This window comes from Thioclava sp. 'Guangxiensis' (genome assembly GCF_045348365.1).
Lineage (GTDB): Bacteria > Pseudomonadota > Alphaproteobacteria > Rhodobacterales > Rhodobacteraceae > Thioclava > Thioclava kandeliae.
Window position 1 is genome coordinate 376,730 of the sequence record NZ_CP155824.1, and the last position, 21,999, is coordinate 398,728.

Annotated in this window: 19 protein-coding genes; 13 read left to right on the forward strand and 6 right to left on the reverse strand. The window is 62.0% G+C overall.

Features of this window, described 5'->3' with window-relative positions; all coding sequences use genetic code 11:
* Window positions 1-43: 43 nt before the first annotated feature.
* Both ABEB22_RS19035 and ABEB22_RS19040 read left to right on the forward strand, forming a co-directional pair.
* On the forward strand, window positions 44-724 hold the full coding sequence (locus tag ABEB22_RS19035) for a GntR family transcriptional regulator (RefSeq protein ID WP_349294970.1): 681 nt from the start codon (window positions 44-46) through the stop codon (window positions 722-724).
* Between the two features lies 1 nt (window position 725).
* Window positions 726-1,013: a DUF1330 domain-containing protein gene (locus ABEB22_RS19040; RefSeq protein ID WP_349294971.1), complete on the forward strand. Its 288-nt coding sequence runs from the start codon at window positions 726-728 to the stop codon at window positions 1,011-1,013.
* Window positions 1,014-1,035: 22 nt separating this feature from the next.
* Here ABEB22_RS19040 and ABEB22_RS19045 read toward each other — a convergent pair whose 3' ends face one another.
* Window positions 1,036-2,838, reverse strand: a complete 1,803-nt coding sequence (locus ABEB22_RS19045) for an NAD(P)-binding domain-containing protein (RefSeq protein ID WP_406871197.1) — start codon at window positions 2,836-2,838, stop codon at window positions 1,036-1,038.
* 80 nt (window positions 2,839-2,918) lie between these two features.
* Window positions 2,919-3,992 (reverse strand): 2,3-butanediol dehydrogenase, encoded by a 1,074-nt coding sequence (locus tag ABEB22_RS19050; RefSeq protein ID WP_339115453.1) that lies wholly within the window; start codon window positions 3,990-3,992, stop codon window positions 2,919-2,921.
* A 261-nt stretch (window positions 3,993-4,253) separates the two neighbouring features.
* Here ABEB22_RS19050 and ABEB22_RS19055 point away from each other — a divergent pair, with 261 nt between their 5' ends.
* The 6 genes from ABEB22_RS19055 (at window position 4,254) to ABEB22_RS19080 (ending at window position 11,623) form a co-directional block, all read left to right on the forward strand.
* Entirely contained in the window at window positions 4,254-6,119 is a 1,866-nt protein-coding gene (locus ABEB22_RS19055) for a sigma-54-dependent Fis family transcriptional regulator (protein WP_339115454.1), read from the forward strand.
* 64 nt (window positions 6,120-6,183) lie between these two features.
* Window positions 6,184-7,041, forward strand: a complete 858-nt coding sequence (locus tag ABEB22_RS19060) for an asparaginase domain-containing protein (protein ID WP_349294972.1) — start codon at window positions 6,184-6,186, stop codon at window positions 7,039-7,041.
* Window positions 7,042-7,381: 340 nt separating this feature from the next.
* Window positions 7,382-7,927, forward strand: coding sequence for a sugar dehydrogenase complex small subunit (locus ABEB22_RS19065; protein ID WP_349294973.1), 546 nt, complete (start codon window positions 7,382-7,384; stop codon window positions 7,925-7,927).
* Window positions 7,928-7,972: 45 nt separating this feature from the next.
* The gene (locus ABEB22_RS19070) at window positions 7,973-9,562 is read left to right on the forward strand and encodes a GMC family oxidoreductase (RefSeq protein WP_339115457.1); all 1,590 of its coding nucleotides are present in this window, start codon (window positions 7,973-7,975) and stop codon (window positions 9,560-9,562) included.
* Between the two features lies 1 nt (window position 9,563).
* Complete coding sequence (locus ABEB22_RS19075; RefSeq protein ID WP_349294974.1) at window positions 9,564-10,997, forward strand: cytochrome c; 1,434 nt, start codon at window positions 9,564-9,566, stop codon at window positions 10,995-10,997.
* 143 nt (window positions 10,998-11,140) lie between these two features.
* The gene (locus ABEB22_RS19080) at window positions 11,141-11,623 is read left to right on the forward strand and encodes a heme-binding protein (RefSeq protein ID WP_339115459.1); all 483 of its coding nucleotides are present in this window, start codon (window positions 11,141-11,143) and stop codon (window positions 11,621-11,623) included.
* A 53-nt stretch (window positions 11,624-11,676) separates the two neighbouring features.
* Here ABEB22_RS19080 and ABEB22_RS19085 read toward each other — a convergent pair whose 3' ends face one another.
* From ABEB22_RS19085 to ABEB22_RS19095, 3 genes are all read right to left on the reverse strand, one after another.
* Window positions 11,677-12,969: an HlyD family type I secretion periplasmic adaptor subunit gene (locus ABEB22_RS19085; RefSeq protein ID WP_339115460.1), complete on the reverse strand. Its 1,293-nt coding sequence runs from the start codon at window positions 12,967-12,969 to the stop codon at window positions 11,677-11,679.
* A 1-nt stretch (window position 12,970) separates the two neighbouring features.
* The gene (locus tag ABEB22_RS19090) at window positions 12,971-14,704 is read right to left on the reverse strand and encodes a type I secretion system permease/ATPase (protein ID WP_349294975.1); all 1,734 of its coding nucleotides are present in this window, start codon (window positions 14,702-14,704) and stop codon (window positions 12,971-12,973) included.
* A gap of 130 nt (window positions 14,705-14,834) precedes the next feature.
* Window positions 14,835-15,701 (reverse strand): MurR/RpiR family transcriptional regulator, encoded by an 867-nt coding sequence (locus ABEB22_RS19095; protein WP_349294976.1) that lies wholly within the window; start codon window positions 15,699-15,701, stop codon window positions 14,835-14,837.
* A 104-nt stretch (window positions 15,702-15,805) separates the two neighbouring features.
* Between ABEB22_RS19095 and ABEB22_RS19100 the strand changes: the two genes are divergently transcribed.
* From ABEB22_RS19100 to ABEB22_RS19120, 5 genes are all read left to right on the forward strand, one after another.
* Complete coding sequence (locus tag ABEB22_RS19100; RefSeq protein ID WP_350937237.1) at window positions 15,806-16,831, forward strand: spermidine/putrescine ABC transporter substrate-binding protein; 1,026 nt, start codon at window positions 15,806-15,808, stop codon at window positions 16,829-16,831.
* Window positions 16,832-16,923: 92 nt separating this feature from the next.
* Complete coding sequence (locus ABEB22_RS19105) at window positions 16,924-17,985, forward strand: ABC transporter ATP-binding protein (protein WP_349294977.1); 1,062 nt, start codon at window positions 16,924-16,926, stop codon at window positions 17,983-17,985.
* Window positions 17,982-18,866, forward strand: a complete 885-nt coding sequence (locus tag ABEB22_RS19110; protein ID WP_339115464.1) for an ABC transporter permease — start codon at window positions 17,982-17,984, stop codon at window positions 18,864-18,866. Before ABEB22_RS19105 ends, ABEB22_RS19110 begins: the two co-directional genes overlap by 4 nt.
* Window positions 18,863-19,675 (forward strand): ABC transporter permease, encoded by an 813-nt coding sequence (locus ABEB22_RS19115; RefSeq protein WP_349294978.1) that lies wholly within the window; start codon window positions 18,863-18,865, stop codon window positions 19,673-19,675. Before ABEB22_RS19110 ends, ABEB22_RS19115 begins: the two co-directional genes overlap by 4 nt.
* A 3-nt stretch (window positions 19,676-19,678) precedes the next feature.
* A complete protein-coding gene (locus ABEB22_RS19120; RefSeq protein WP_349294979.1) occupies window positions 19,679-20,821 on the forward strand; it encodes a P1 family peptidase in 1,143 nt (380 codons plus the stop codon).
* Between the two features lie 325 nt (window positions 20,822-21,146).
* Here the strand turns inward: ABEB22_RS19120 and ABEB22_RS19125 are convergent, their stop codons facing one another.
* Window positions 21,147-21,881, reverse strand: a complete 735-nt coding sequence (locus tag ABEB22_RS19125; RefSeq protein ID WP_339115467.1) for a gamma-glutamylcyclotransferase — start codon at window positions 21,879-21,881, stop codon at window positions 21,147-21,149.
* Window positions 21,882-21,999 lie beyond the last annotated feature (118 nt).

Sequence of the window (21,999 nt, forward strand, 5' to 3'; positions counted from 1 at the left end):
AATCAAGCTTGTCGTATGAGGGCGGATCTGATAGGAAAATGACATGACAACTCTTGGCCTCAATAAGATCGACCAGCAGCCGATCACCCTGCGCGAGGTGGTGCTTGACCGCCTGCGTGATGCGATCATCAATGACGTGTTCAAGCCCGGCGAGCGGCTGATCGAGCGGGTTCTGTGCGAACAGCTAGGCGTCAGCCGCACGGTCGTGCGCGAGAGCCTGCGCTATCTCGATGCCGAGGGGCTGGTGGAGCATGTGCCCAATCGCGGGCCGATTGTCGCACGGATGACATGGGCCGATGCCCGCCAGATTTACGACATCCGGCGCAAGCTGGAATGTGATGCGGCAGAGGCCTGCGCGCGCAATATGACGCCCGCACAGGAGCGCCGCCTGCGCAAGGCCCTGAACGAGCTGGAATCGGCGGCGCTGCAACATGAAAGCTCGGCGCTCTTCAAGGCCACAACACGGTTCTACGAGGTGATCTTCGAGGGCGCGGGCCACACTATCGCTTGGGAAATCGTGAGCCGGTTGAACAGCCGGATTTCGCGGCTCCGGATCATGACGCTGACCAGCGCCGACCGGGATGTGTCCGGCCCGGGCCATATGCGCGCGATCTGCGAGGCGATTGCCGCCCATGATGCGCAGGCGGCCCGTCTGGCGGTCGAGGCGCATCTGAAAGACGCCTCCGCGATTGCCGAAACGCTTCTGAAACGCGAGGAGAGCTGACATGCCCAAAGCCTACTGGATCGCGCGGGTGACGGTGACCGACCCCGACGCCTATAGCGGCTATCAGGCGCTGGCACCTGCGGCCTTCCAGAAATACGGCGCGGTGTTTCTGGCGCGTGGCGGCGTGACCGAGGCGATGGAGGGCCCCGACTGGGAGCGCCATGTGGTGATCGAATTTGCCGATCTGGCCACAGCCAAAGCCTGTTACACCTCGCCTGAATATCGCGCGGCCCGAGAGGCCCGCGCAGGCGCTTGCCGCGCCGAGATCTTCCTCACCGAAGGGATTTAAGGGGCGCGTAGCGCCCCTTTTGTCAGCTCAGGTGATGGGGCGGCGCGAGGCCGTAAACGGGCGTGTCGATCCCCGCATGACGTGCCTTCAGCTGCAGCGCCAGATAGCGCGAATAATGGCGTGACTGGTGCAGGTTACCGCCGTGGAACCATAGGCCGTCCTGCATGGTGGGTTTCCACATATTGCGCTGCTCGCCCTCCCATGGACCGGGGTCTTTGGTGGTGTCGGAGCCCAGGCCCCAGCATTTACCGACCTTGTCGGCGACTTCCTGGGAGATGAGATCGGCGGCCCAGCCATTCATCGAGCCATAGCCCGTCGCATAGACCACCAGATCGGCGGGGAGGTCTGTGCCATCCTCCAGCACCACGGAAGTTTCGGTCAGATGGCTGATCCCCTTGCCTGATTGCAGCTTGATCGAACCGTCAATCACCAGATCGCAGGCGCCCACATCGATATAATAGCCCGAGCCGCGGCGCAGGTATTTCATGAACAGACCCGACTCGTCATCGCCGAAATCGAGCATGAAGCCCACCTTTTCCAGCGCCGCATAGAAATCTGCGTCGCGGACCTTGATCTCGGCATATTGCGGGACATGCCATTCATGCATGATCTTATAGGGCAATGAGGCGAAGATCATATCGGCCTTATCGGTGGTAATGCCATTGGCCACCGCCTCTTCGGAGTAAAGCGCGCCCAGACAGACCTCGCGCAGGCTGTCGGATTTGACGATATGGGTCGAGGACCGCTGCACCATCGTCACATCCGCGCCGTTTTCCCAAAGGGCGGCGCAGATATCATGGGCCGAGTTATTCGCCCCGATCACCACCACCTTTTTGCCGCGATAGGCATCGGGCCCGGGATGCTGGCTGGAATGTTGCTGCTCGCCCTTGAAGACATCCTGCCCCTTGATCTGCGGGACATTCGCCTTGCCCGACATGCCGGTGGCCATCACCAATTGCTTGGGGTGCAGGGTGATCTCTTCGCCCGCGCGGTCGAGCACCACGGTCCATTCGCCCTTGGCCGCGTCATATTGCGCCGATGTCGCGCGGGTGGAGGACCAGTAATTCAGCTCCATCACGCGGGTATACATCTCGAGCCAGTCCCCGATCTTGTCTTTGGGCGCAAAGACCGGCCAGTTATCGGGGAAGGGGATATAGGGCAGGTGGTCATACCAGACCGGATCATGCAGGCAGAGCGATTTATAGCGCTGCCGCCATTGGTCACCGGGCCGCTCATGCGCATCCACCACGATGGTCGGCACATCCAGCTGCCGCAGCCGCGCACCCAAGGCGATGCCACCCTGACCGCCGCCGATAATCAGCACATAGGGCTGGGTCTCGATGCCAAGGCTGGCGGCCTCCTGCTCGCGCTGTTCCTTCCACGAGAGGCGGTTCGGGTCATGGCCGTGCTCGGCCCCCATCGGACGGCGCAGTTTGCGCGGCTCCTCATGGCCTTTCAGCTCATGAAGTGTCGTCAGCAGGGTCCAGATCTTGCCCTCTTTCATCCGGATATACCCCACGCCGTGCCCCAGCGAGGTCTCGAGCCGGAGCCAGCCTTCGGTCACGCCATCGGCCTCTGTCACCGCCTCCGACGGGTCCAGATGTAGCGCCTGTGCGCGGATCACCGGTAGCTGTGCGGCCGCCATATCGGCAATTGCCGGACGCCCCTCAAGCGTCTTCAGGTTCCATGTGAAGGCCGCCAGATCGCGCCAATAGCTGTCTTCCAGAAACAGATCGGCCACCGCCTGCGCGTCACAGGCGATCATTGCGCGTTCAAGGTCATTCACGAGCGCCTGCAAAGCGCCGTGTTGGGACGTATCGAGCATAGGTTTCTCCTCCCTTAGCTCTGGTGAAGCATCGGCGCGCGGGGCCTCCTCAAACCCCTGATGCGCGCCGATGCGGGATTTTATGCCTCCAGATCGATCAGGATCTTGAGGTGGTTGCCCGCCGGATCAAGCAGCGCGTCAAAGCCTTCCTTGACCGCATCGTCGAGCTTGATCTTCTTGGTGACAATCTTGGCCGCAGGGACCGCGCCGGTGGCGATCAGGTCGATGACCTTGGGCCAGTAATAGGTGGGATAGGCCCATGCGCCGCGCACATCGACATCCTTGAAGGTCACGTCATGCCAATGCAGCTTGCTGTCCTTGGTATGGAGCCCCACCTGAACGATGGTGCCCTGTTTGCGCACAGCCTGCAGGCCGGTGTTGAGAGCAGCCTCGTTACCAGAGGCCTCAATCACCTTGTCGCAGCCCACGCCACCCTCGGTCGCCTCGCGGATGCGGGCCACGACATCATCCTTCATCGGGTTCAGCGTGATCACCTCGGGCAGGATATCGCGGGCCATTTTCAGGCGCGTCTCGTTGACATCCGACAGGAAAACCTTGGTTGCGCCGTAAGCTTTGGCGGCCAGAAGCGCCAGCATCCCGATCGGGCCTGCGCCGGTAATCAGCACGCTATCGCCTGCAGTGATCTCGCCACGCTCTGCGGCATAGACGGCCACGGCGGTGGGTTCCACAAGGGCTGCTTCCTCATCCGACATGCTGTCGGGGATCTTGACCGCATTATAGTCGTTGATCACGCAGCCTTCGGCAAAGCCGCCGCCATTCCAGCTCAGGCCGACAAGCGCCAGATCTTCGGACAGGTGGAACAGCCCGCGATCCGAGAAGTAATCGCCCGAGCGCGGCATGACCAGCGGCTGGCACGAGATCCGGTCGCCCACTTTCACATGGGTCACGCCTTCGCCCACAGCCGTGACCGTGCCGCCGAACTCGTGGCCCAGAACCTGCGGCAGAACCGCCTTGGTGAAGGGATGGGGCTCGGAGGGCACAAAGATCGGGCCGGCAACATATTCATGCAGGTCGGTGCCGCAGATACCGGCGAAACGATTCTTCACCGCCACTTGGCCGGGGCCGGGTTTGGCGATCTCTTCGATATTCTCTACACGCAGGTCTTTGGCCGCGTGAAACCGTAGCGCTTTCATTGACGCTTCTCCTTAACTTTTACGTCTCCCATGATGCGCCACTGGCTGCGACAAAATAGCTCAGCTTATGTTAAGCTGTCTTTTCAGGGAGTTATTGCGGCAACCTGTTGCAGGCCCCGCGGCAGCTGTTGCATCTCTGCGCAACAGTTACGCTGCATTGCCGCACAAATGCTGCGCCATGCAGACGACCCCGTTCCCTGATAGGCAGATGTGGACTAGGCTTTGCTCTGCCACAGGGCGCGGCAGGGGGATGGGGGACGTATGCACAGGATCAGGGAGCATATCCGCGAAATCGAGGCCGTCTCGCACGGGGCCGCCATCGGACGCGATCCGGCGATTGCCGCCAGCTGGCGCCGCTGCCTGAGCGAGCACAAGCTCGACCCCGCCCGCCGCTCCGAGGCCTATATCGTGCCAAACCGCGTGCTGCGCCAGCATCGCGAGCGCTCGGGCGATCTGATCTCCATCGCGCGCTCGGGGATCGAAGATCTCTACAAGCTGGTGGCGGGTCAGGACTATGTTCTGCTTCTGGCCGATGCGGCCGGTGTCACGGTCGAGTTTCTGGGGCAGGAGAACCGCCGCGCGGACCTGCAGCAATCGGGGCTCTATCTGGGCGCCGAATGGTCCGAGGCACGGGCGGGGACCTGTGCGCTCGGGGCCTGTATCATGGGCGGCGAGCCGATCATCGTGCATCAGAGCGACCATTTCGATAGCACCCATACCGGTCTCAGCTGCACGGCTGCGCCGATCCATGATCTCTCGGGGCGGCTGAGCGCGGTGCTCGACATCTCGCTGCTGTCCTCACCGCGGGCGCGGGTCAGCCAGTCGCTGGCGCTCAATCTGGTCAAACAGACGGCGCGGCGGATAGAGATGGCCAATATCATGGCCGAGAGCCGCCGCGATTGGGTCTTGCGGCTGGGCACCAGCGCCGAGTTTCTGGATACCGATCCCGAGGCGGCGCTGCGTCTGGATGCGGCGGGCCGTGTGACCGGCATGACGCATGGCGCGGCGCGGATGATCGCGCAGGCTCTCGGGCAGGACTGGCGCAGGCCGGATCTGCTGCTGGGACGTCCGATCTCGGAGATCCTGCATCTGGACCCCACGCGGATCGAGGAGCTGACCCGCCACACCCCCGCCCGCGAGCGGATCGTCGAAACCCGCGACGGCCACCGCCTCTTTGCCCATGCGATCGAGCCGCGCCGCGAGCCTGCCCGACATTCCCGCCCCGCGCGGCCCATGCCGCAATCGCTCAGAGCCCTTGTGCGCGACGATCCGGCGATGACCCGCGTGATCGCGCGGGCCAGCGAGCTGGCCTTCGCGCAGGGGCCTGTCCTGCTAACGGGGCCGCAGGGGGCGGGCAAACGCCATCTGGCGCGGGCGATCTGCGAGGCGGGACAGGTGGCGAAATTCATTCCTCTGCGCTGTGGCGAGTTTCTGGCCGAGGAGGAGCCCGCGATTTTCGGGCGCGAGACGCGGCAGGGTTTTGAGCCAGGGCTGATCGAGGAGGCGCAAGGGGGCGCGCTCTATCTCGACCGGCTGGAGGAATTGCCGCCCAAAGCGCAGGCGCGGCTGGTATCGCTGGTGGCGGAGGGGCAATGGCGTCCGGTCGGGGCGGTGAGGCCCCGCAAGGCGCGGATGCGGATTTTCGCCTCGCTTGGGATGCCCACAGAGGAGGCCTTCACCAAGGGGCTGTTGCGCCGCGATCTATATTTTTCCTTGCACCAGAATACATTGGCGCTCCCTGCGGTGAGGGACCGGCGCGATCTGGTCTGGTTGGCGGAAATGGCGCTCTCCGAGGCAATGCGCCAGCCCGTCACGCTGGCTCCCGATGCTGCACGATGGGTCACGCAGCAGCCATGGTCGGGCAATATGTCGGAACTGCGCGATTTTGCCCGCCAGACAACGGTGGATCTGTCGCGGCGCGGGCTGGAGCAGAGGCTGTGTCTTGACTGTGCCGATCTGGCGCTGCCCCTCCCCGAAGCCGCTCCGCCGGAGGAAAGCCACGCCGCCTTGCTGGCCCATATCTTGCGCCAGACGGGGGGTAATATCTCCGAGGCGGCCCGCAGGCTCGGGGTGAACCGCTCCACGATCCACCGCCAGATGCACCGATACGGGCTGGTGCGACGTTAAACATGGTTGTCAAAAGCCGGTCCATTTGCCAGATGCACCGGAGGCCACGCGAACGGAGACCCACATGACTAACCTGCGTCTGATCGACACCGGCGGCACGATCGGTATGGTGCCCTCAGAGCAGGGGCTCGTGCCGGGTGAGGGGGTGGTCGAGACCTATCTGCGCGCAATCCTGCCCGAAGGCGTGACGCTGGATGTGGTGACCTTCGATCCGCTGATCGACAGCGCCAATATCATGCCCTCCGACTGGAACCGGCTGGCCGATCTGGTCGAGGCCCATGACGGGCCGGTGCTGATCACTCATGGCACTGATACGCTGGGCTATACGGCGGCGGCGCTCTCGCAGGTGATCGCGCCCGAGCGCTCGGTCGTGCTCTGCGCCGCGATGCAGCCTCTGGGTCAGAAGGCGGATGCCGAGGACAGCCTGCGGGTCGCGATGGGGCATCTGGTCACCGGCGCCGCCGGCGTGACGGTGGCGGTGAATGGCGCCATCCTCGCGGGCGCAGGCGTGACAAAGACTGACAGCCATGCGCCCCAAGCTTTCATTTCGGTCCCGCAGGCGGCCGCGCGCGTGGGCGATCAGGGTAAGCGGTTCCGCGAGGATGTGGATATCGGCGTTCTCACGCTCGCCCCCGGTCTATCGGCAAAGGCGCTTGCGGCGCAGCTGGGATGTTTCGACGCGGTTGTCTTGCGGATCTATGGTGCGGGGACCTTCCCCGAGCGCGCGGATCTGGTTCAGGCCGTGGCCGATGCCACGGCGCGAGGCATGCTCATCCGTGTGGTCAGCCAATGCCTGACGGGCGGTCTGGCTCCGGGACTCTATGCCGCCGGAGCGCAGTTCTGGCAAAGCGGCTGCACCAGCGGCGGGACCGAGACGGTCGAGCTGGCGCTTGTGCGGCTGTCGCTGGATCTCGCCCACTGACTTTCCAGTGAAATCATTGTGATTTCGACTCTCGAGAGGCGCATCAGATGGCGTATATGCTGCTGAGGCGAAAGCATCATCCTGATGCGATATACACGCCAAAGATGTATTCTCGATTTTGATGATCACGAAGCGGTAGCAGATTTGCTCAAATCGTTGCCGAACTTGTGATACATCAGTAATTTCGAGTAATTAACTCGGTTATAATAGCCATGCTTAGATGTATTGCGGATTTATGTTCGCAGGCTAAGTGTCGCGCATAATCGGCTCGGTATACGGCGGTATTCCGCCGCTCGATCCGAAGGGATTCGTCCCGCGCAACATTTTTGGAGCCCTAGTCATGGATTATTTCATCAAAGCGGGAGGCGCCGCGACGCGCCAGACTGCTGGCGTGATGTCTCGGCGCAAGTTTCTTGGTACGACCGCAGCGCTTCTGGCTGTGACCCCCGTTGCCAGCCGCGCCTTTGCAAAGACCGCACCCGCGCAGACCGATGTCGCCAATCTGGCCAGCCTGCTGACCGGCAAGGACGTAAATGCCGCACTTGCCATGCGCGCGCAGGCAGCACTCACCGAGAACAACCCCGACTTCCCCGCGGATATGGACGCGTTGCAGGAATTCGTGGCGCAAAGCGGTGCGACCGATATCGAAGCACTGAAAGATATGCCCGGTTTCGAAGGCAGCATCCGTCAGACCGCGCAGGACATGATCTCGGCACTCTATCTCGGCTATGTCGGCACGCCCAAGGGGCAGAGCGCCGTGGATGACGTGAAATTCGTGACCTTTACCGAGGCCCTCACATTCCAGCTGACCCATGACTATACGCCGATCCCGAGCTATTCGCGCTGGGGCACGGATTATTGGGTCGAGCTTCCGAAGACCAACTGAGCCACCGCTCACCCACGTCTTCAAATCTAATAAGGAATACCCATTTTGGCTCAAGAATACGATGCAGATGTGATCGTGGTCGGCTCGGGGGCGGTTGGTTCCAACGTTGCCAACGAGCTCGTCGATCAAGGCAAATCGGTGATCATCCTCGAGGCGGGCCCGTCGGTGCCGCGCTGGAAAATCCTCATGAATTTCCGCAATTCGGGGCGTCATTACGACCATAACGACCCCTATCCGAACAACCCTTGGGCGCCGACGAGCTACCAGCCGGGTTATCTGGAAAACTCGGGCAGTTTCAACATGATGCCCGGTATGCTCAAGCTGGTGGGCGGCACCACTTGGCACTGGGGCGGCGCGACATGGCGCTATGTTCCCAATGATTTCAAGCTGAACTCGCTTTATGGCAAGGGCCGCGACTGGCCGATCAGCTATGACGATCTCGAACCCTATTACACCCGCGCCGAATACCAGCTGGGGATTGCGGGCTCGGATACCGAGGACCAGTCGGGCAACCATGCAGGCGAGGCCTTCCCGCCGCGCTCCAAGCCCTATCCGATCGATAACGAGAAATATTCCTATAACGCGCAGGTCCTGAACGACCGTCTGGTGGAGGCTGGCTACAAGACCTGCCACGAGCCGACCGTGCGGATCCATAAGCCATGGGATGGCCGTCCGGCCTGTCAGGGCAACAATAACTGCGATCAGGTCTGCCCGATCGGCACGCTTTATAACGGCTCGATCCATGCCGACCGCGCCACCAAGAAGGGCGCGAAACTGATCACCGAAGCGGTGGTCCACAAGATCGAGACCGGCGAGGGCGGCAAGATCACCGCCGTGCGCTACCTGACCCCCGAGGGTGAGGAGCACCGCCTGACCGCAAAGGCCTTCGTGCTGGCCGCCCATAGTTTCGAGACCGCCAAGCTGATGATGATGAACGATATCGGCAACTCTTCCGATATGGTGGGTCGTAACCTGATGGACCATATCGGGATCTCGATGGAATTCCTTGCCAAGGATACCATGTGGTCCGGCCGTGGTCCGGTGCAGCAGGCCACCATCATGAACTGGCGCGATGGCGATTTCCGGTCCGAGCATTCGGCCAATAAATCGGCGCTCGCCAACGGCAACCCGCAGATCGGTCTGGCCGATGCCGCCATCAAGGCGGGCCTGATGGGCAAGGAGCTGGACGAGCGCATCATGGATCAGTCCTCGCGCTATATGTATGTCTATTCCTTCTTCGAGATGCTGCCCGATCCGGCCAACCGCATCCAGCCGAACCCGAACTGGAAAGACAGCATCGGCCTGCCGGGGATCAAGATCCATTTCGACGTTGATGATTATGTGAAAGCGGGGGCCGTGAAGGCGCGCGAGATGTATCACGACATCAATAACAAGATGGGCGGAGAAATCCTGCGTATCAACGGCTTCGAGAACCACGACCACCTGATGGGCACGATGATCATGGGGGATGATGCGAAAAACTCGGTCGTCAACCATGAGGGCCGCAGCCACGATCACGAGAACCTCTTTATTGCCTCCGTCGGGATCATTCCGGCTGCAGGCGTTGTCAACCCGACGCTGACCGCGGTGGCCCTTGGCATCCGTTCGGCCGATATCATCGCGAAGGAGGTCTGAGATGTTGCATGCTCGCTTGAAAGCCGGCCTTGCAGGAGCGCTGCTGCTGGGGGCTTTTGCCGCTCCCGCGCTTGCGCAGGACGATCTGGTGGCACGGGGCGAATATCTGGCGAAGGCTGGCGATTGCACGGCCTGCCACACCACCAAAGGCGGTGAGGCCATGGCCGGTGGCTATGTCTTCAAAATGCCGATGGGGACGATCATCTCCTCCAATATCACGCCCTCCAAGACCAAGGGTATCGGCAACTGGACCGAGGAACAGTTCGCGCGTGCCTTGCGTGAGGGGGTCAGCGCCGATGGTCGTAGGCTTTATCCGGCGATGCCCTACACGTCCTATTCGAATATCACCGATGACGACATGAAGGCGCTTTATGCCTATTTCCAACAGGCTGTGAAGCCGGTGGACGCCGATCCTGTCCGCAAGACGGAGCTGGATTTCCCCTTCAACCTGCCGGGCGAGATGGCGGCATGGGATCTGCTTTATGCCAATGGCAAACCCTTCACCCCCGATCCGAAGCTGAATGACCAGCAGAACCGCGGGAAATATCTGGTGGATGGTCTGGCGCATTGCTCGACCTGCCACACGCCGCGCAACTCGATGATGGCCGAAGAGAGCGACAAGTTCCTTTCGGGCGCCGTGGTCGATGGCTGGATGGCCTCAAATATCACGCCCGACAAGAATAGCGGTATTGGTGGCTGGTCCGAGGACGAGATCGCGACCTATCTGAAAACCGGTCATGTCGAAGGCAAGGCGCAGGCCGGTGGCCCGATGGCGGATGCGGTGGAACACAGCTTCCAGCATCTGACCGATGAGGATACCCATGCGATCGCAGCCTATCTGAAAACGATCCCTGCAATTGCGACCTCGAAAACGGCGCAGCCCGCCTATTCCTATGGCAAGGTCTCGCCGGTTGACTGGACGCAATACGAGCCGGGCGAGGGGGCGTCCGATACCAAGGATTATACCGATACCAGCACCACCGATGGTCCGCTTCTGTATAACGTGAACTGCGCGGCCTGCCACGGCATCAATGGCGAAGGCAGCGATGACGGGCATTTCCCCTCGCTGACCCATAACACCGCCGTCGGTGCCGAGACGCCGGACAACCTCGTGATGGCGATTGTCGACGGGATCCACCGCGAGAGTGCTGATGGCAATGCCGTCATGCCCGCCTTCGCGCCCGAAACGCAGGTAATCCATACGGGTCTCGATAACGACCAGATCGCCGCGGTCAGCAACTTTGTTACGGCGCAGTTCGGCCGTGGCGATGCGGGCCTGACGGGTTCCAAGGTTGCATCGATCCGTGCCGGTGCACCGTTGCCCTTCCTGCTGAAGAATGCGGCGGCTCTGGCGATTATCGGCTTTGTCATTGGAGCACTGGTGATCATCGCGCTGATTTTCTGGGTGGTCAAACGCAGCCGTAAAACGGCCTGACCGCAAAGTCCGGTGTCCGCCTCCAACGGCATCCTGCCGCGCGCATGGTTTTGCGCGCGGCGTTCACGACCGTCACAGACAGCTGCCTGTGACGGTCAAACCTCCCCACGGGTCTGCCCGTGACAAGAAGTAGGATTTTGATTATGAAGATGTTCGCACTCAGCCTGGCCTTTGCCGCCGCCGCTGCCACTCAGGCAGGCGCGGTCACCATGCAGCCGGTTCTCGAAGACGCAGATGTTGCGAAAATCGTGGCCGCGGCCAAGAAAGGCATGGAAGATCGCGATGTCAAAGGCTGCATCGCAATCTCCAATGCCGAGGGCTCGTTGATCTATTTCGAACGTGAGCAGGGCGCCTATACCAACTGCAATTCTTCCGCGCTGGTCAAAGCCCATACGGCATCGATGTTCCAGACCGATACCGATACGTTCATGAATATGCTCAATAAGGACGGCGTGACCAACCTTCTGGCCGTGCCGGATCTGGCACCGATGCCGGGTGGCTCACCCATCAAAGTCGATGGTGTCGTGGTTGGTGGCGTTGGGGTCAGCACGCCTGATGGCAATCTGGATATCCCGATTGCGAAAGCGGCTGCGGGGGCTCTGGAAGAGACCAAAGCGGCCAATTAAGTCGGTCCTCGGCCGACCGGAAGTCCGGGCTGTAAGGCCCGGACTTCTATATTTCAGTCCTCGCGCAGAGCATAGGCCATATAATCGGCGAGGGGCTTTACCAGAACCGATGCGGGCGAGCGCGCGCCGGTGCGGATAAAGGCCTCGAGCGGCATGCCAGGTTGCAAAGGCAGATCCCCTAACTCCGTTTGCGCCTCCTCCGTCAGTTCCAGTTCGGCCGTATAATAAGTCGCCTGCGTGGCCGGATCGGTGATCGTGTCGGGCGAGACCGTGCGCAGCGTCGCGGCAAAGCTTGGCGTGGTGCGACTGTTGAAATTGGGGAAGCGGACCATCGCCAGCTGCCCGGCATGAATGCGGTCGATCTGGACCGGATCGATACGCACGGTAAAGATCAGTGGCACGTCTTGTGGCACGATGGAAACGACTTCTTGGCCGGGGGTGATGACGCCCCCGACGGTATGTATTTTCAGCCCCAGAACGCGACCCGACATCGGCGCGCGTAGAACGAGACGGCTCAGCCGGGTCTCGACCACGCCCAGTTGTTCCCGGATCTCCAGTTCGCGCGGCTGTTCGGCGCGCAGCGCATCCTGACTTTCCTCGCGACGCGAGGCTTGCGTGCGCAATCCCTCGATCTCGAACCCTGCAATAGAGCTGCGGGCTTCGGCAATCGAGGCCTCCAGCTGACCGATATTGCCCTGCAATTCCGCCTCCTGCCGGTAGAGCGCCGAGACACGGCTGGCCTGCGTCAGCCCCCGATCTAGCAGGCTCGCCTGATCGGCCAGTTCCTGCCGGATCAGATTCAGCTGACGCTCGCCCGCCTGTACCTGCCGCTGATAGCCACCGATGAGGGCCTGGGTCTGTTTCTTGCGCTCGACGAGTTGTTCAAGGGTGCGGGCCTGTGTGTCGCGCCGCGATTCGAAGAGTGCGATCTCCGAGCGCAACAGCCGGTCGGTCTGCGGATCGCGTGCGGCCTCCTCCAGGAGAACCGGATCGAAGCTGATCTGGGCGAAATCGGCAACCTCCGCCTGCAACCGGTTGATGCGGGCGAGCGTTTCGGTGAGGTTGGCCTGAAGCAGGCTGCGTTGGGCCAGCAATTCGGCCTCATCCAGACGCAAAAGCGGCGCATTGGCCTCGACCGTCTGGCCGTCGCGCACCAGGATTTCGGACACGAGGCCGCCATCGGGATGTTGCAGGGTCTGGCGCCGTGCCTCGACCTCGACGCGACCCTGTGTAACCACGGCCCCATCGATCTCGGTCGCAACCGCCCAGGCCATGAAGCCGCCACAGCCGAGGGCGAGCACCGTCAGACCAGCGATGACAGGCATGCGGGTGGAATAGCGGCTCATCTCAGTTCTCTCCTACGGCACGGGGGCGGGTGAAATTGCCCGCATTCTTCACATGTGTCCGCAGAACCTCGTCGCGTGGGCCGAAGGCGCGGATCTGGCCCTTGTCGAGCAGCATCACCTTGTTGCAATGCGCCAGTGCCGAGGGGCGGTGCGACATGACCAGCGTGATCTGTCCCAGTTTGCGGGCCATGGCGATGGACTGGTTGAGCGCCTTGGTGCCCGCGTCATCAAGGCTGGAATTGGGCTCGTCGAGCACCAGAAGGATCGGATCGCCAAAGAGCGCACGCGCCAGCCCGATACGCTGGCGCTGACCGCCCGAGAGTTCGGGGGCGCCATCGCTCAGTTGCGTGTCATAGCCTTGGGGCAGGGACAGGATCAGCTCATGGGCGGCAGCCGTCTGCGCCGCACGGACCACGTCTTCCGGATTCGCCCCTTCGGTAAACCGCGCGATATTCTCCGACACAGTGCCCGCAAACAGCATCACTTCCTGCGGCAGGTAACCAAGGAGCCGTCCGAGACCCTCACGGTCGAACTGTCCGAGTGTTGCCCCGCCAAGCCGGATCTCGCCATGAAGTGGAGGCCAGAGCCCGACAAGCGCCCGCGCCAATGTCGATTTTCCGGAGGCAGACACACCGATCACTGCAATCGCATCGCCCGCACTGGCCTCGAAGCTCAGCTGGTGCAGGGTGGGGGTGCGGGTGCCCGGCGGCGCGACGAGGATCTCGCTCACGCTCAAGGCCACGGCAGGGCGCGGCAGCGCCATCGGTACCGGTTTCTCGGGGGTCTCCTCGAGCAGTTTTGTCAGGGATTTCCGCGCCATCCACGCATTCTGGATGGCCGACCACTGACCCACCGTCTGTTCGACCGGCGCCAGCGCGCGGCCCAGCAGCACGGAGCCCGCGATCATTGCGCCCGCCGTCAGCATACCTTGCAGCACCAGCCATGCGCCCAGTGCCAGTATGGCCGATTGTATGAACATCCGGAAGGCTTTGGTGGCTTGTGTGAAGCCGCCGCTGCGGTCGGCGGCTTGCATGGCGTGATGCAGTGCACGCTCGCGCGCGTCTTGCCAGCGGGCCATCAGCTCGTTGCTCATTCCCAATCCGCGCAGGGTTTCGATGCCGGTCCGCATGGTAGTGCTGCGCATTTCGGCTTCGGCTGCGGCGCGATTGGCCTCGCCATGGGCGGCATGGGTCAGGCGCTGATTGAGCACCGCGAGCGTAAAGACGACGAGCGAAGAGGCGATCGCGAACCATCCCATCAGGGGATGGAAGAGGAAGAGCAGCGCCACGAAAAGCGGCGTGAACGGCAGATCGAACACCGCACCAAGCGCGGAGGAGCCGAAGAGCGCGTTGATCCGGCTGAGTTCGGCGGCGCCGGTGGCGGGTGTGCCGCGCAACCCGCCCGAAGCGGTGCGGTCCATGGTGGCGCGCATGATCCGGCTGTCGAGCCGTTCCACAAGTTGCGCGCCGATCCGGGACAGAATGCGACCGCGGAAATAATCGAGGAGCCCCATCATCGTGAACAGGAAGCCCACGATCAGGAACAGCACCAGCAATGTCGAGGTGGAGCGCGACCCGATCACCCTGTCATAGACTTGCAGCATGAAGAGTGGTCCGGTCAGCAAAAGCAGGTTGATGGCCACCGAGAAAATCCCGACGACCCATAAGGCGGAGCGCGCCGGACCGAAGATGTCGTGCAGCTCGTTCGAATGCCGCCCAGAGGATGGTTTTGCCATAACAGCGCCCTTGCCTACCCATGTATTTATCGGGACCGATGCTAGGGAGCGTCTGTTAAGGATCTCTTCTGTCGCGTGGATAATCGGCCTGATCGGTAAAATGCGCTGTATTTTAACCCTGAACGCGGCGCTAGAACAGCTTCAGCCGGTGCGACATCCGTTTCCATGCCTGCATCCGTCCGGCGACATCCGCCCCTCCCGCCTCGGCGGTGGCATGGACTAGAAGGCTCGCCGCCGCATGCAGCCCGAGCGTGGATTCCAGAAACAGCCCCGTTTTCGAGGGCGCATTGATCACCGCATCGGCTAGTCCCTGTGCCCAATGGCAGTATTCATCGGTGATCAGAACCACGCCCGCCCCCCGATCCTTGGCAATCCGCGCGATCATTTCGGCCTCGGCGGCATAGGGGATTACATCGAACATCATCAGACAGCTTCCGGCCTCCGGAACCGGCGCGATCCATTCCGACAGCATCGAGTCATGTCCCGAAAGAAACCGTACATTGTCGCGCGCCAGAGCCAGCCTGCGGGCGCAATCCTCGGCCAGACCGCGGATGGTCTGGAAACCGGTCACATAGACCTCTCCCGATCCCGCAAGAAGATCGCGCGCCTGCGTGAAAGCGGGGGTCTCCATCTGGTCATAGACCATCTGCACCCCGTGCATCTCGACGGTCAGCTGCTCCTGCCAGTCGCGCGAGAGTTCTGTCTTCTTGCGGCCCATCACCTCGCCACTGACCGAATAGCGCTGGCGCAACAGCGCCTTGAACTCTTTCATCCCCGCGCAATCGAACCGGCGCAGCATCCGCCCCACGGTAATTTCGGCAACGCCGGCCTTGGAGGCGATGGATTGCCCCGTCTCGAGGGGAATCGAGGCGAGGTTCAGGAGGATATATTGTGCAACTTTTGCTTCCTGTTTGGGCAGATCGGCCATGCCTGCTTCAATTTTGCGCGCCAACTCGTCGAGAGGGGCATCGGAAAAGGAGGAAAACCCGATTGGCATGGAGAACCTCTGCATGACAGAAAACTAACGTTTGACGAAAATGACAGTAAACAACCACCCTGAGAGCACAAGAAAAACACGTCATGCCTGACGGGGAGAAATGAATGACGATGAAATATCTTGCGCTCGGGGCCGTGCTTGCCCTGACCCCGCTGGGCGCGCAGGCCGAAGGGAAACTCGCGCTCTATAACTGGGGCGATTACATTAATCCGGCGGTTCTGGAGAAATTCACCGAAGAGACGGGGATCGAGGTCAGCCTCGATACCTATGGCTCGAACGAGGAGATGCTGGCCAAAATCCAGGCGGGGGCTACGGGCTATGACATCGTCTTCCCCTCGGTCCATATGCAGGACATCATGTCCCACCTGGATCTTCTGGCCGAGACCGATATCAACGAGGATCCCGCCTTCGCCAATATCGATCCGCAATTCCTGCGCGCCAAGACCGACCCCGAGGGCAAATTCTGCCTGCCCTATGCCTTTGGCAATGTGGGCATCGTCTATAACAAGGCGCTGGCAGGCGATATCACCGGCTGGAAGGATTTCTTCGCGCTCGGCGATGCGGGCAAGAAGATCATCATGCTCGACGATCTGCGTGAGGTGATCGGTGTCGGTCACATCATGAACGGCACCTCGGTCAACTCCACCGACGAGGCCGAGGTCGAGAAAGCCGCCGATTATATTATTGCGCATAAGAAGGGCATTTCGGCCTTCTCCTATGACTCGATCCCGCTGGTCACCTCGGGCGATGTGGCGGCAGCCCAATGGTATGTGGGGGCGAATATCTTCGTGAACGAGCATCCCGACACGCTGGGCTATATCATCCCCGAAGAAGGCGCGACCATGTATCAGGAAGATATCTGCGTGCTGAAAACGGCGCCCAATTTCGACAATGCCGTGAAATTCCTGAAATTCTACCTCAAGCCCGAGATTGCCGCGCTCAATGTCGAGCAGCAGATGAACGGCACGCCCAACACACCGGCACAGGCGCTGATCCCCAAGGAGATCGCCGATAACAAGACCATCTACCCGCCGCAGGACGTCCTGGACAAACTCCAGATCTTCGAGGATCTGGGGCGCGACCTGCAGCTGTATAATAGTGAGTGGACGCGGATCAAAACCGCACAGTAACGAGTGACGGGGGAGGCCCTTCGGGGCCTCCCCCACCCCCTAATACCTGACGGCCCCTTTTTGTTTTTACGGGCCGGAAAGACTGGACGACCATGGCTGCACCTCTGGAAATCTTCAACGCCAGCAAGAGCTTCCGCACACCCGAAGGCGGCACGCTGATCGCGCTTGACAAGGTGTCTCTCAAACTCGCCTCGGCCGAATTTGTCACGCTTCTGGGTCCCTCGGGCTGTGGCAAGACCACGCTTTTGCGGATAGTCTCGGGCTTCGAGAGCCTTGATGCGGGCGATATCCTGATCGATGGCACCGCGATGACGGACTGGCCCGCCTATCAGCGCCCCGTCAATACCGTGTTCCAGAAATACGCGCTGTTCGAGCATATGTCGGTGGGCCGAAATGTTGGCTATGCGCTGGAAATCGCAGGTGAAAACCGCGCCACGATCAAGAGGCGTGTGGGCGAGATGCTTGATCTGGTAGGCCTTTCGGGGCTGGAGAAACGGTCGATCTCGCAGCTGTCGGGCGGCCAGCAGCAGCGGGTGGCTCTAGCGCGTGCCTTGGCGGGCAAGCCCAAGCTGCTTTTGCTCGACGAGCCGCTCTCGGCGCTTGACAAGAACTTGCGCCAGAAGATGCAGCAGGAGCTGAAATCGATCCAGCGCGAGCTGGGGATCGGGTTCATCTTTGTCACCCATGATCAGGAAGAGGCGCTGACCATGTCCGACCGGATCGCCGTTCTGGCAGGCGGGCAGATCCAGCAGCTGGGCACGCCTGCCGCACTCTACCGCCGCCCCGAGAACCTCTTCACCGCGCGCTTCCTTGGCGAGAGCAACCTGATGCCCGTGCGTGTCGCGGGCGGGCAAGCGGAGCTGGCGGATGGCCAGCGCTTTGCCAGCCCGCATAAAGGGGCCGAGGCAACCGCCATGCTGCGCCCCGAGGCGCTGCATCTGACCCCGCCCGAGGGCCCGCATCTGACCTTCGATGGCATTGTGACCGCGGAGGCCTATACCGGCAAGGATCGCCAGATCACGCTGGAGACCGCGTCTTTCGGCCCGCTGCACGCACTCCTGCGCGCGGGCGGTTGGGTGCCCGAACAGGGCGCCACAATCCGGCTTTATGCTTCTCTGAGCGATCTGCATCTGATCGATGAGGTGGCGCGATGAAACTGGCCCTGCGCAAGCGTGTCCAGCTTTTCGGGCTCCTGTCGGTGCCCACCGCCTTCCTGCTGTTTTTCTTCTTCTGTCCGCTCGTCATCATGCTCGTCTACAGTTTCCTGATGCCCGGTCTTTATGGCGGGGTGGAATGGAGCTTCTTCCATCTCAATTACGGGCGCATCCTCGGCTGGGCCGATACGAAATACGAGAAATTCGACCCCGTCTATCTGCAGATCTTCGCCCGCTCGCTGGAACTGGCGGCGCTGACGGTGCTCTCGACACTGGTTGTCAGTTATCCGGCGGCGTTCTGGATCTCGCGAATGCGCCCCACCACGCGCAATCTGGCGATGTTTCTGGTCACGCTGCCGTTTTTCGTCAGCCTGATCGTGCGACTCTTTGCATGGGTGCTGATCCTGCGACCTACCGGATTTCTCAATCAGGGCATGATGGCACTGGGGCTGATCGATGCGCCCCTCGAGCTGCTCTATACCGATTTCGCGGTGATCCTTGGCATGACCTATGTGTTCATCCCCTTCATGTTTCTGCCGCTTTACGGCGCGCTTGAACGGCTGGACCCCGCCCAGATCGAGGCTTCTGCCGATCTGGGGGCCACGCGCCTGCAAACCTTCCGCAAGGTGATCCTGCCTGCCACATTCCCCGGGATATTGGGCGGGGCGATCCTTGTCTTCATCCCTGCCATGGGCAATTTCATCGTGCCCTCGGTTCTGGGCGGCGCGAAGGTCGTGATGATCGGCAACCTGATCGAGCAGCAGTTCCTGTCGGCGCGCAACTGGCCTTTCGGCTCGGCGCTGGCAATGCTGGTGATGGCCGCCGTGCTGGTGCTTCTGGTCGTGCAGTTACGGCTTGGCCGCAGGGAGGGCCGCGCATGAAACGCCCCTATCTGACGCTTTACGGCATCGCCTTCTTCGTCTTCATCTATGCGCCGATCCTGCTGGTCGTGGTGTTTTCCTTCAACGCCAATCCGGTCAATATGATGATCTGGAGCGGCTTCACGCTTGACTGGTATCGCGAGCTCTTCGGCATCAAGACCGCGCTCTCGGACAGCTCCACCTATATCGACAGCACCGACCAGCTCTATGCCTCGATTCGCACCTCGCTGATCGTCGCCTTCTCGACCTCCGTGATCTCGACCGTCTTCGGCACGGCGCTTGCGCTGGCGGTGGCGCGCTACCGGTTCCGGCTGGCGGGGTTCTACCGGATGCTGATGATGGTGCCGATGGTTATGCCCGATATCGTGCTGGGCATCGCGCTTTTGATCTTCTTCATCATTATCGGGATCAATCTCTCGGTCGTGACGATCATCCTTGGCCAGTGCACCTTCCTGATCTCCTACGTCTTCGTGACCGTCTCGGCGCGGCTTGCGCAATATGATCCGGCCATCGAGGAGGCCTCGGCCGATCTGGGCGCCACCCCCGCCCAGACCTTCCGCAAGGTGACCTTGCCGGCCATTGCGCCCGGTGTGATGGGCGGCGGGCTTCTGGCCTTCATCATCTCGATGGATGATCTGGTGATCACCTATTTCATCGCCGGCACCGGTAATACCACCCTGCCGATCCATATCTGGGGCATGCTGCGGCGCGGGATCAAACCCGAGATCAACGCCATCGCGACCATGATGCTCCTGTTCACGGTGATCGTGGCGGGCATCGGCCTCTATATCCGCTCCCGAAAGACCTGACCCATGACTGACAAGAAACGCGCCCGCGATCTCGGGATCGCCCTTGGGGGAGAGACCGGCCCGCTCAATGCTATTACCGATGTGGCAGGGGTCGAGGTGGGGACGATGGAGCTCCTTTCGTCACGAGATCCGTCGCTGGCCACGCGCGGCATTCCGGTGCAGACCGGCGTTACCGCGATCCTGCCCCGCGGGCGGGATGCGCAGCCGAAACCGGTCTGGGCGGGGCAGTTCAGCCTCAATGGCAATGGCGAGATGACGGGCGCGCATTGGGTGCGCGATGGCGGCTGGCTTTGCGGGCCGATCCTGATCACCAATTCCCATGCGGTGGGTGCGGCCCATCAGGCCGCGACCCGCTGGATGATCGAGACCTATGCCGATATTTGGGAACACAACCACCTCTGGGCGCTGCCGGTGGTGGGCGAGACCTATGACGGTGTTCTCAACGATATCAACGGGATGCACGTCACCGAAGCGCATGCCCGTCAGGCAATCGATGCCGCCCGCACGGGCCCTGTGGCCGAGGGCAATACCGGCGGCGGGGCAGGGATGATCTGCTACGAATTCAAGGGCGGCACCGGCACCTCGTCGCGGCGGATCATGCTGGACGGGCAGAGCTTTACATTGGGCGCATTGGTGCAGGCCAATCACGGGTTACGCCCGTGGCTGACGGTCGCGGGCCAGAAGGTGGGGGGACAGTTCTCCGAACACCGTATCCCCGGAATGACTGCGGAGCGGGGCTCCATCATCGTGGTGCTGGCCACCGATATCCCGCTGCAATCGGGGCAGCTTGAGCGGATCGCGCGGCGGGCGTCGATTGGCATCGGGCGCGGCGGCACCCCGGGGGGTAACAATTCCGGCGATATTTTCCTTGCCTTCTCGACCGCCAACGAGATGGATCTGCCGCAGCTCTCGGGCCCGTGGCGGCAGATGGTGAGCCTCAATGACGAGCTCCTCGATCCGGTCTATCTGGCCGCGGTAGAGGCGGTGGAGGAGGCGGTGCTTAACGCGATGCTGGCCGCCGAGGATGTGGCGATTGCCCGCCCTGAAGGGGGCGGCACCTGCAAGGCCATCGATGCCGAGGCGCTTATGGCGGCGTTACGGGCGAGCGATCTATGCCCGGACGCGCCTGAGCGGGTTGCCATGTGACTGATCCTGCGGTCTTTTCGACGGATTTCTGTTTGCGGGGGGCGCGACCGATGATCTGGCGCCGAGATTTGGGAACGGGAGAGAGACCGGATGCGGGAGGGCCTGTTCATCGGGCTTGATGTCACAAGGCAATGTTCAGTCGGCGTTTTCTACGGGCTCTTGTGGGGAGCGGGCGCCACCTGCACGCAGCCTTTCCGTTCCGCGCATCGGGTGCCGCAGATCGTCTTTCAGGATTAGGTTGATACTGGCATCGATGCGGAGGCGCAGAGGGTGTGGCCAATAGGGCAAATCACGGTGCTACTGCCGGATTGGGATCTGCCGCCCCTTAGGGCCGCATCTCGCGCAGTCCGTCCACCTCGCGCAGGAGCGCCTCGAGGGCCGGATCGGCAATGCCCAGCTCGTGACATCCCGCCAGCACATTGGCCAGATACTCGCGGCTGCTACCGAGCCGCCCCGTGCCGGTTACCAGATAGCGCAGCTGGTCGTGATGCGAGATGCCGGTCTCGATCATGGCGGCCTCGGGATCGGCCACAAAACAAAGCGCCTCCACCTGACCCTGCGCGGTCTCCACAGGGGCAAAGACCGCCTTGTAGCATGGCGCCATCATTTCGCGCCGCCAGATGATCTCGGATTCGCGATCCGCCGTCTCGGCGGCCAGACGGAACACCAGACCGTCGCAATAGGGCCCGTGATCCAGCGCGGCCATCAGACCCGGTGCCTCCGCCGTGCCGCGCGCGCCAGAGCGGTCCACCAGACAGAAGCTGCGCCGGTATCCCTCGAGCCGCGCTCGCCGGACCTCGGCAAAATAGACCGCCGGATCCCACATCAACGAGCCATAGGCAAAGACCCACAGATCCTTGCCGCGATAGGGCGCCAGTGCCTCGTGGCGCATCGCCTCGCGGGTCGCATCGTCATAGCGCGGGTTGGATTGCTCTCCGGCTTCGGCCCAGATCCGGTCGATCTCGGCCATATCGAGATCGCGGAAGAAACTCACCGCCGGATCGCGGATCTTGTCGGCCAATCCCGGATGGTGGCGGAAGGCATCGGGGGCAAAACTCATGACGGGGCTCCTGATCAGACAGTCGCGACGCTAGAGAAAACCGCAGCGGATGGCCACCGGCTTTGGCAAGACAGGGGCATGTTCGCGTCCGCAGAATGTCTGGCGCCTGTGCGTTTGG

Excerpts from the sequence above, each read along its gene's own strand:
- ABEB22_RS19035 (WP_349294970.1), top strand. The coding sequence starts at position 44 with ATGACAACTCTTGGCCTCAATAAGATCGACCAGCAGCCGATCACCCTG.
- ABEB22_RS19050 (WP_339115453.1), bottom strand. The coding sequence starts at position 3,992 with ATGAAAGCGCTACGGTTTCACGCGGCCAAAGACCTGCGTGTAGAGAAT.
- ABEB22_RS19055 (WP_339115454.1), top strand. The coding sequence starts at position 4,254 with ATGCACAGGATCAGGGAGCATATCCGCGAAATCGAGGCCGTCTCGCAC.
- ABEB22_RS19110 (WP_339115464.1), top strand. The coding sequence starts at position 17,982 with ATGAAACTGGCCCTGCGCAAGCGTGTCCAGCTTTTCGGGCTCCTGTCG.
- ABEB22_RS19075 (WP_349294974.1), top strand. The coding sequence starts at position 9,564 with ATGTTGCATGCTCGCTTGAAAGCCGGCCTTGCAGGAGCGCTGCTGCTG.
- ABEB22_RS19125 (WP_339115467.1), bottom strand. The coding sequence starts at position 21,881 with ATGAGTTTTGCCCCCGATGCCTTCCGCCACCATCCGGGATTGGCCGAC.
- ABEB22_RS19085 (WP_339115460.1), bottom strand. The coding sequence starts at position 12,969 with ATGAGCCGCTATTCCACCCGCATGCCTGTCATCGCTGGTCTGACGGTG.
- ABEB22_RS19115 (WP_349294978.1), top strand. The coding sequence starts at position 18,863 with ATGAAACGCCCCTATCTGACGCTTTACGGCATCGCCTTCTTCGTCTTC.
- ABEB22_RS19045 (WP_406871197.1), bottom strand. The coding sequence starts at position 2,838 with ATGCTCGATACGTCCCAACACGGCGCTTTGCAGGCGCTCGTGAATGAC.
- ABEB22_RS19100 (WP_350937237.1), top strand. The coding sequence starts at position 15,806 with ATGACGATGAAATATCTTGCGCTCGGGGCCGTGCTTGCCCTGACCCCG.
- ABEB22_RS19065 (WP_349294973.1), top strand. The coding sequence starts at position 7,382 with ATGGATTATTTCATCAAAGCGGGAGGCGCCGCGACGCGCCAGACTGCT.
- ABEB22_RS19095 (WP_349294976.1), bottom strand. The coding sequence starts at position 15,701 with ATGCCAATCGGGTTTTCCTCCTTTTCCGATGCCCCTCTCGACGAGTTG.
- ABEB22_RS19105 (WP_349294977.1), top strand. The coding sequence starts at position 16,924 with ATGGCTGCACCTCTGGAAATCTTCAACGCCAGCAAGAGCTTCCGCACA.
- ABEB22_RS19080 (WP_339115459.1), top strand. The coding sequence starts at position 11,141 with ATGAAGATGTTCGCACTCAGCCTGGCCTTTGCCGCCGCCGCTGCCACT.
- ABEB22_RS19120 (WP_349294979.1), top strand. The coding sequence starts at position 19,679 with ATGACTGACAAGAAACGCGCCCGCGATCTCGGGATCGCCCTTGGGGGA.
- ABEB22_RS19090 (WP_349294975.1), bottom strand. The coding sequence starts at position 14,704 with ATGGCAAAACCATCCTCTGGGCGGCATTCGAACGAGCTGCACGACATC.
- ABEB22_RS19060 (WP_349294972.1), top strand. The coding sequence starts at position 6,184 with ATGACTAACCTGCGTCTGATCGACACCGGCGGCACGATCGGTATGGTG.
- ABEB22_RS19040 (WP_349294971.1), top strand. The coding sequence starts at position 726 with ATGCCCAAAGCCTACTGGATCGCGCGGGTGACGGTGACCGACCCCGAC.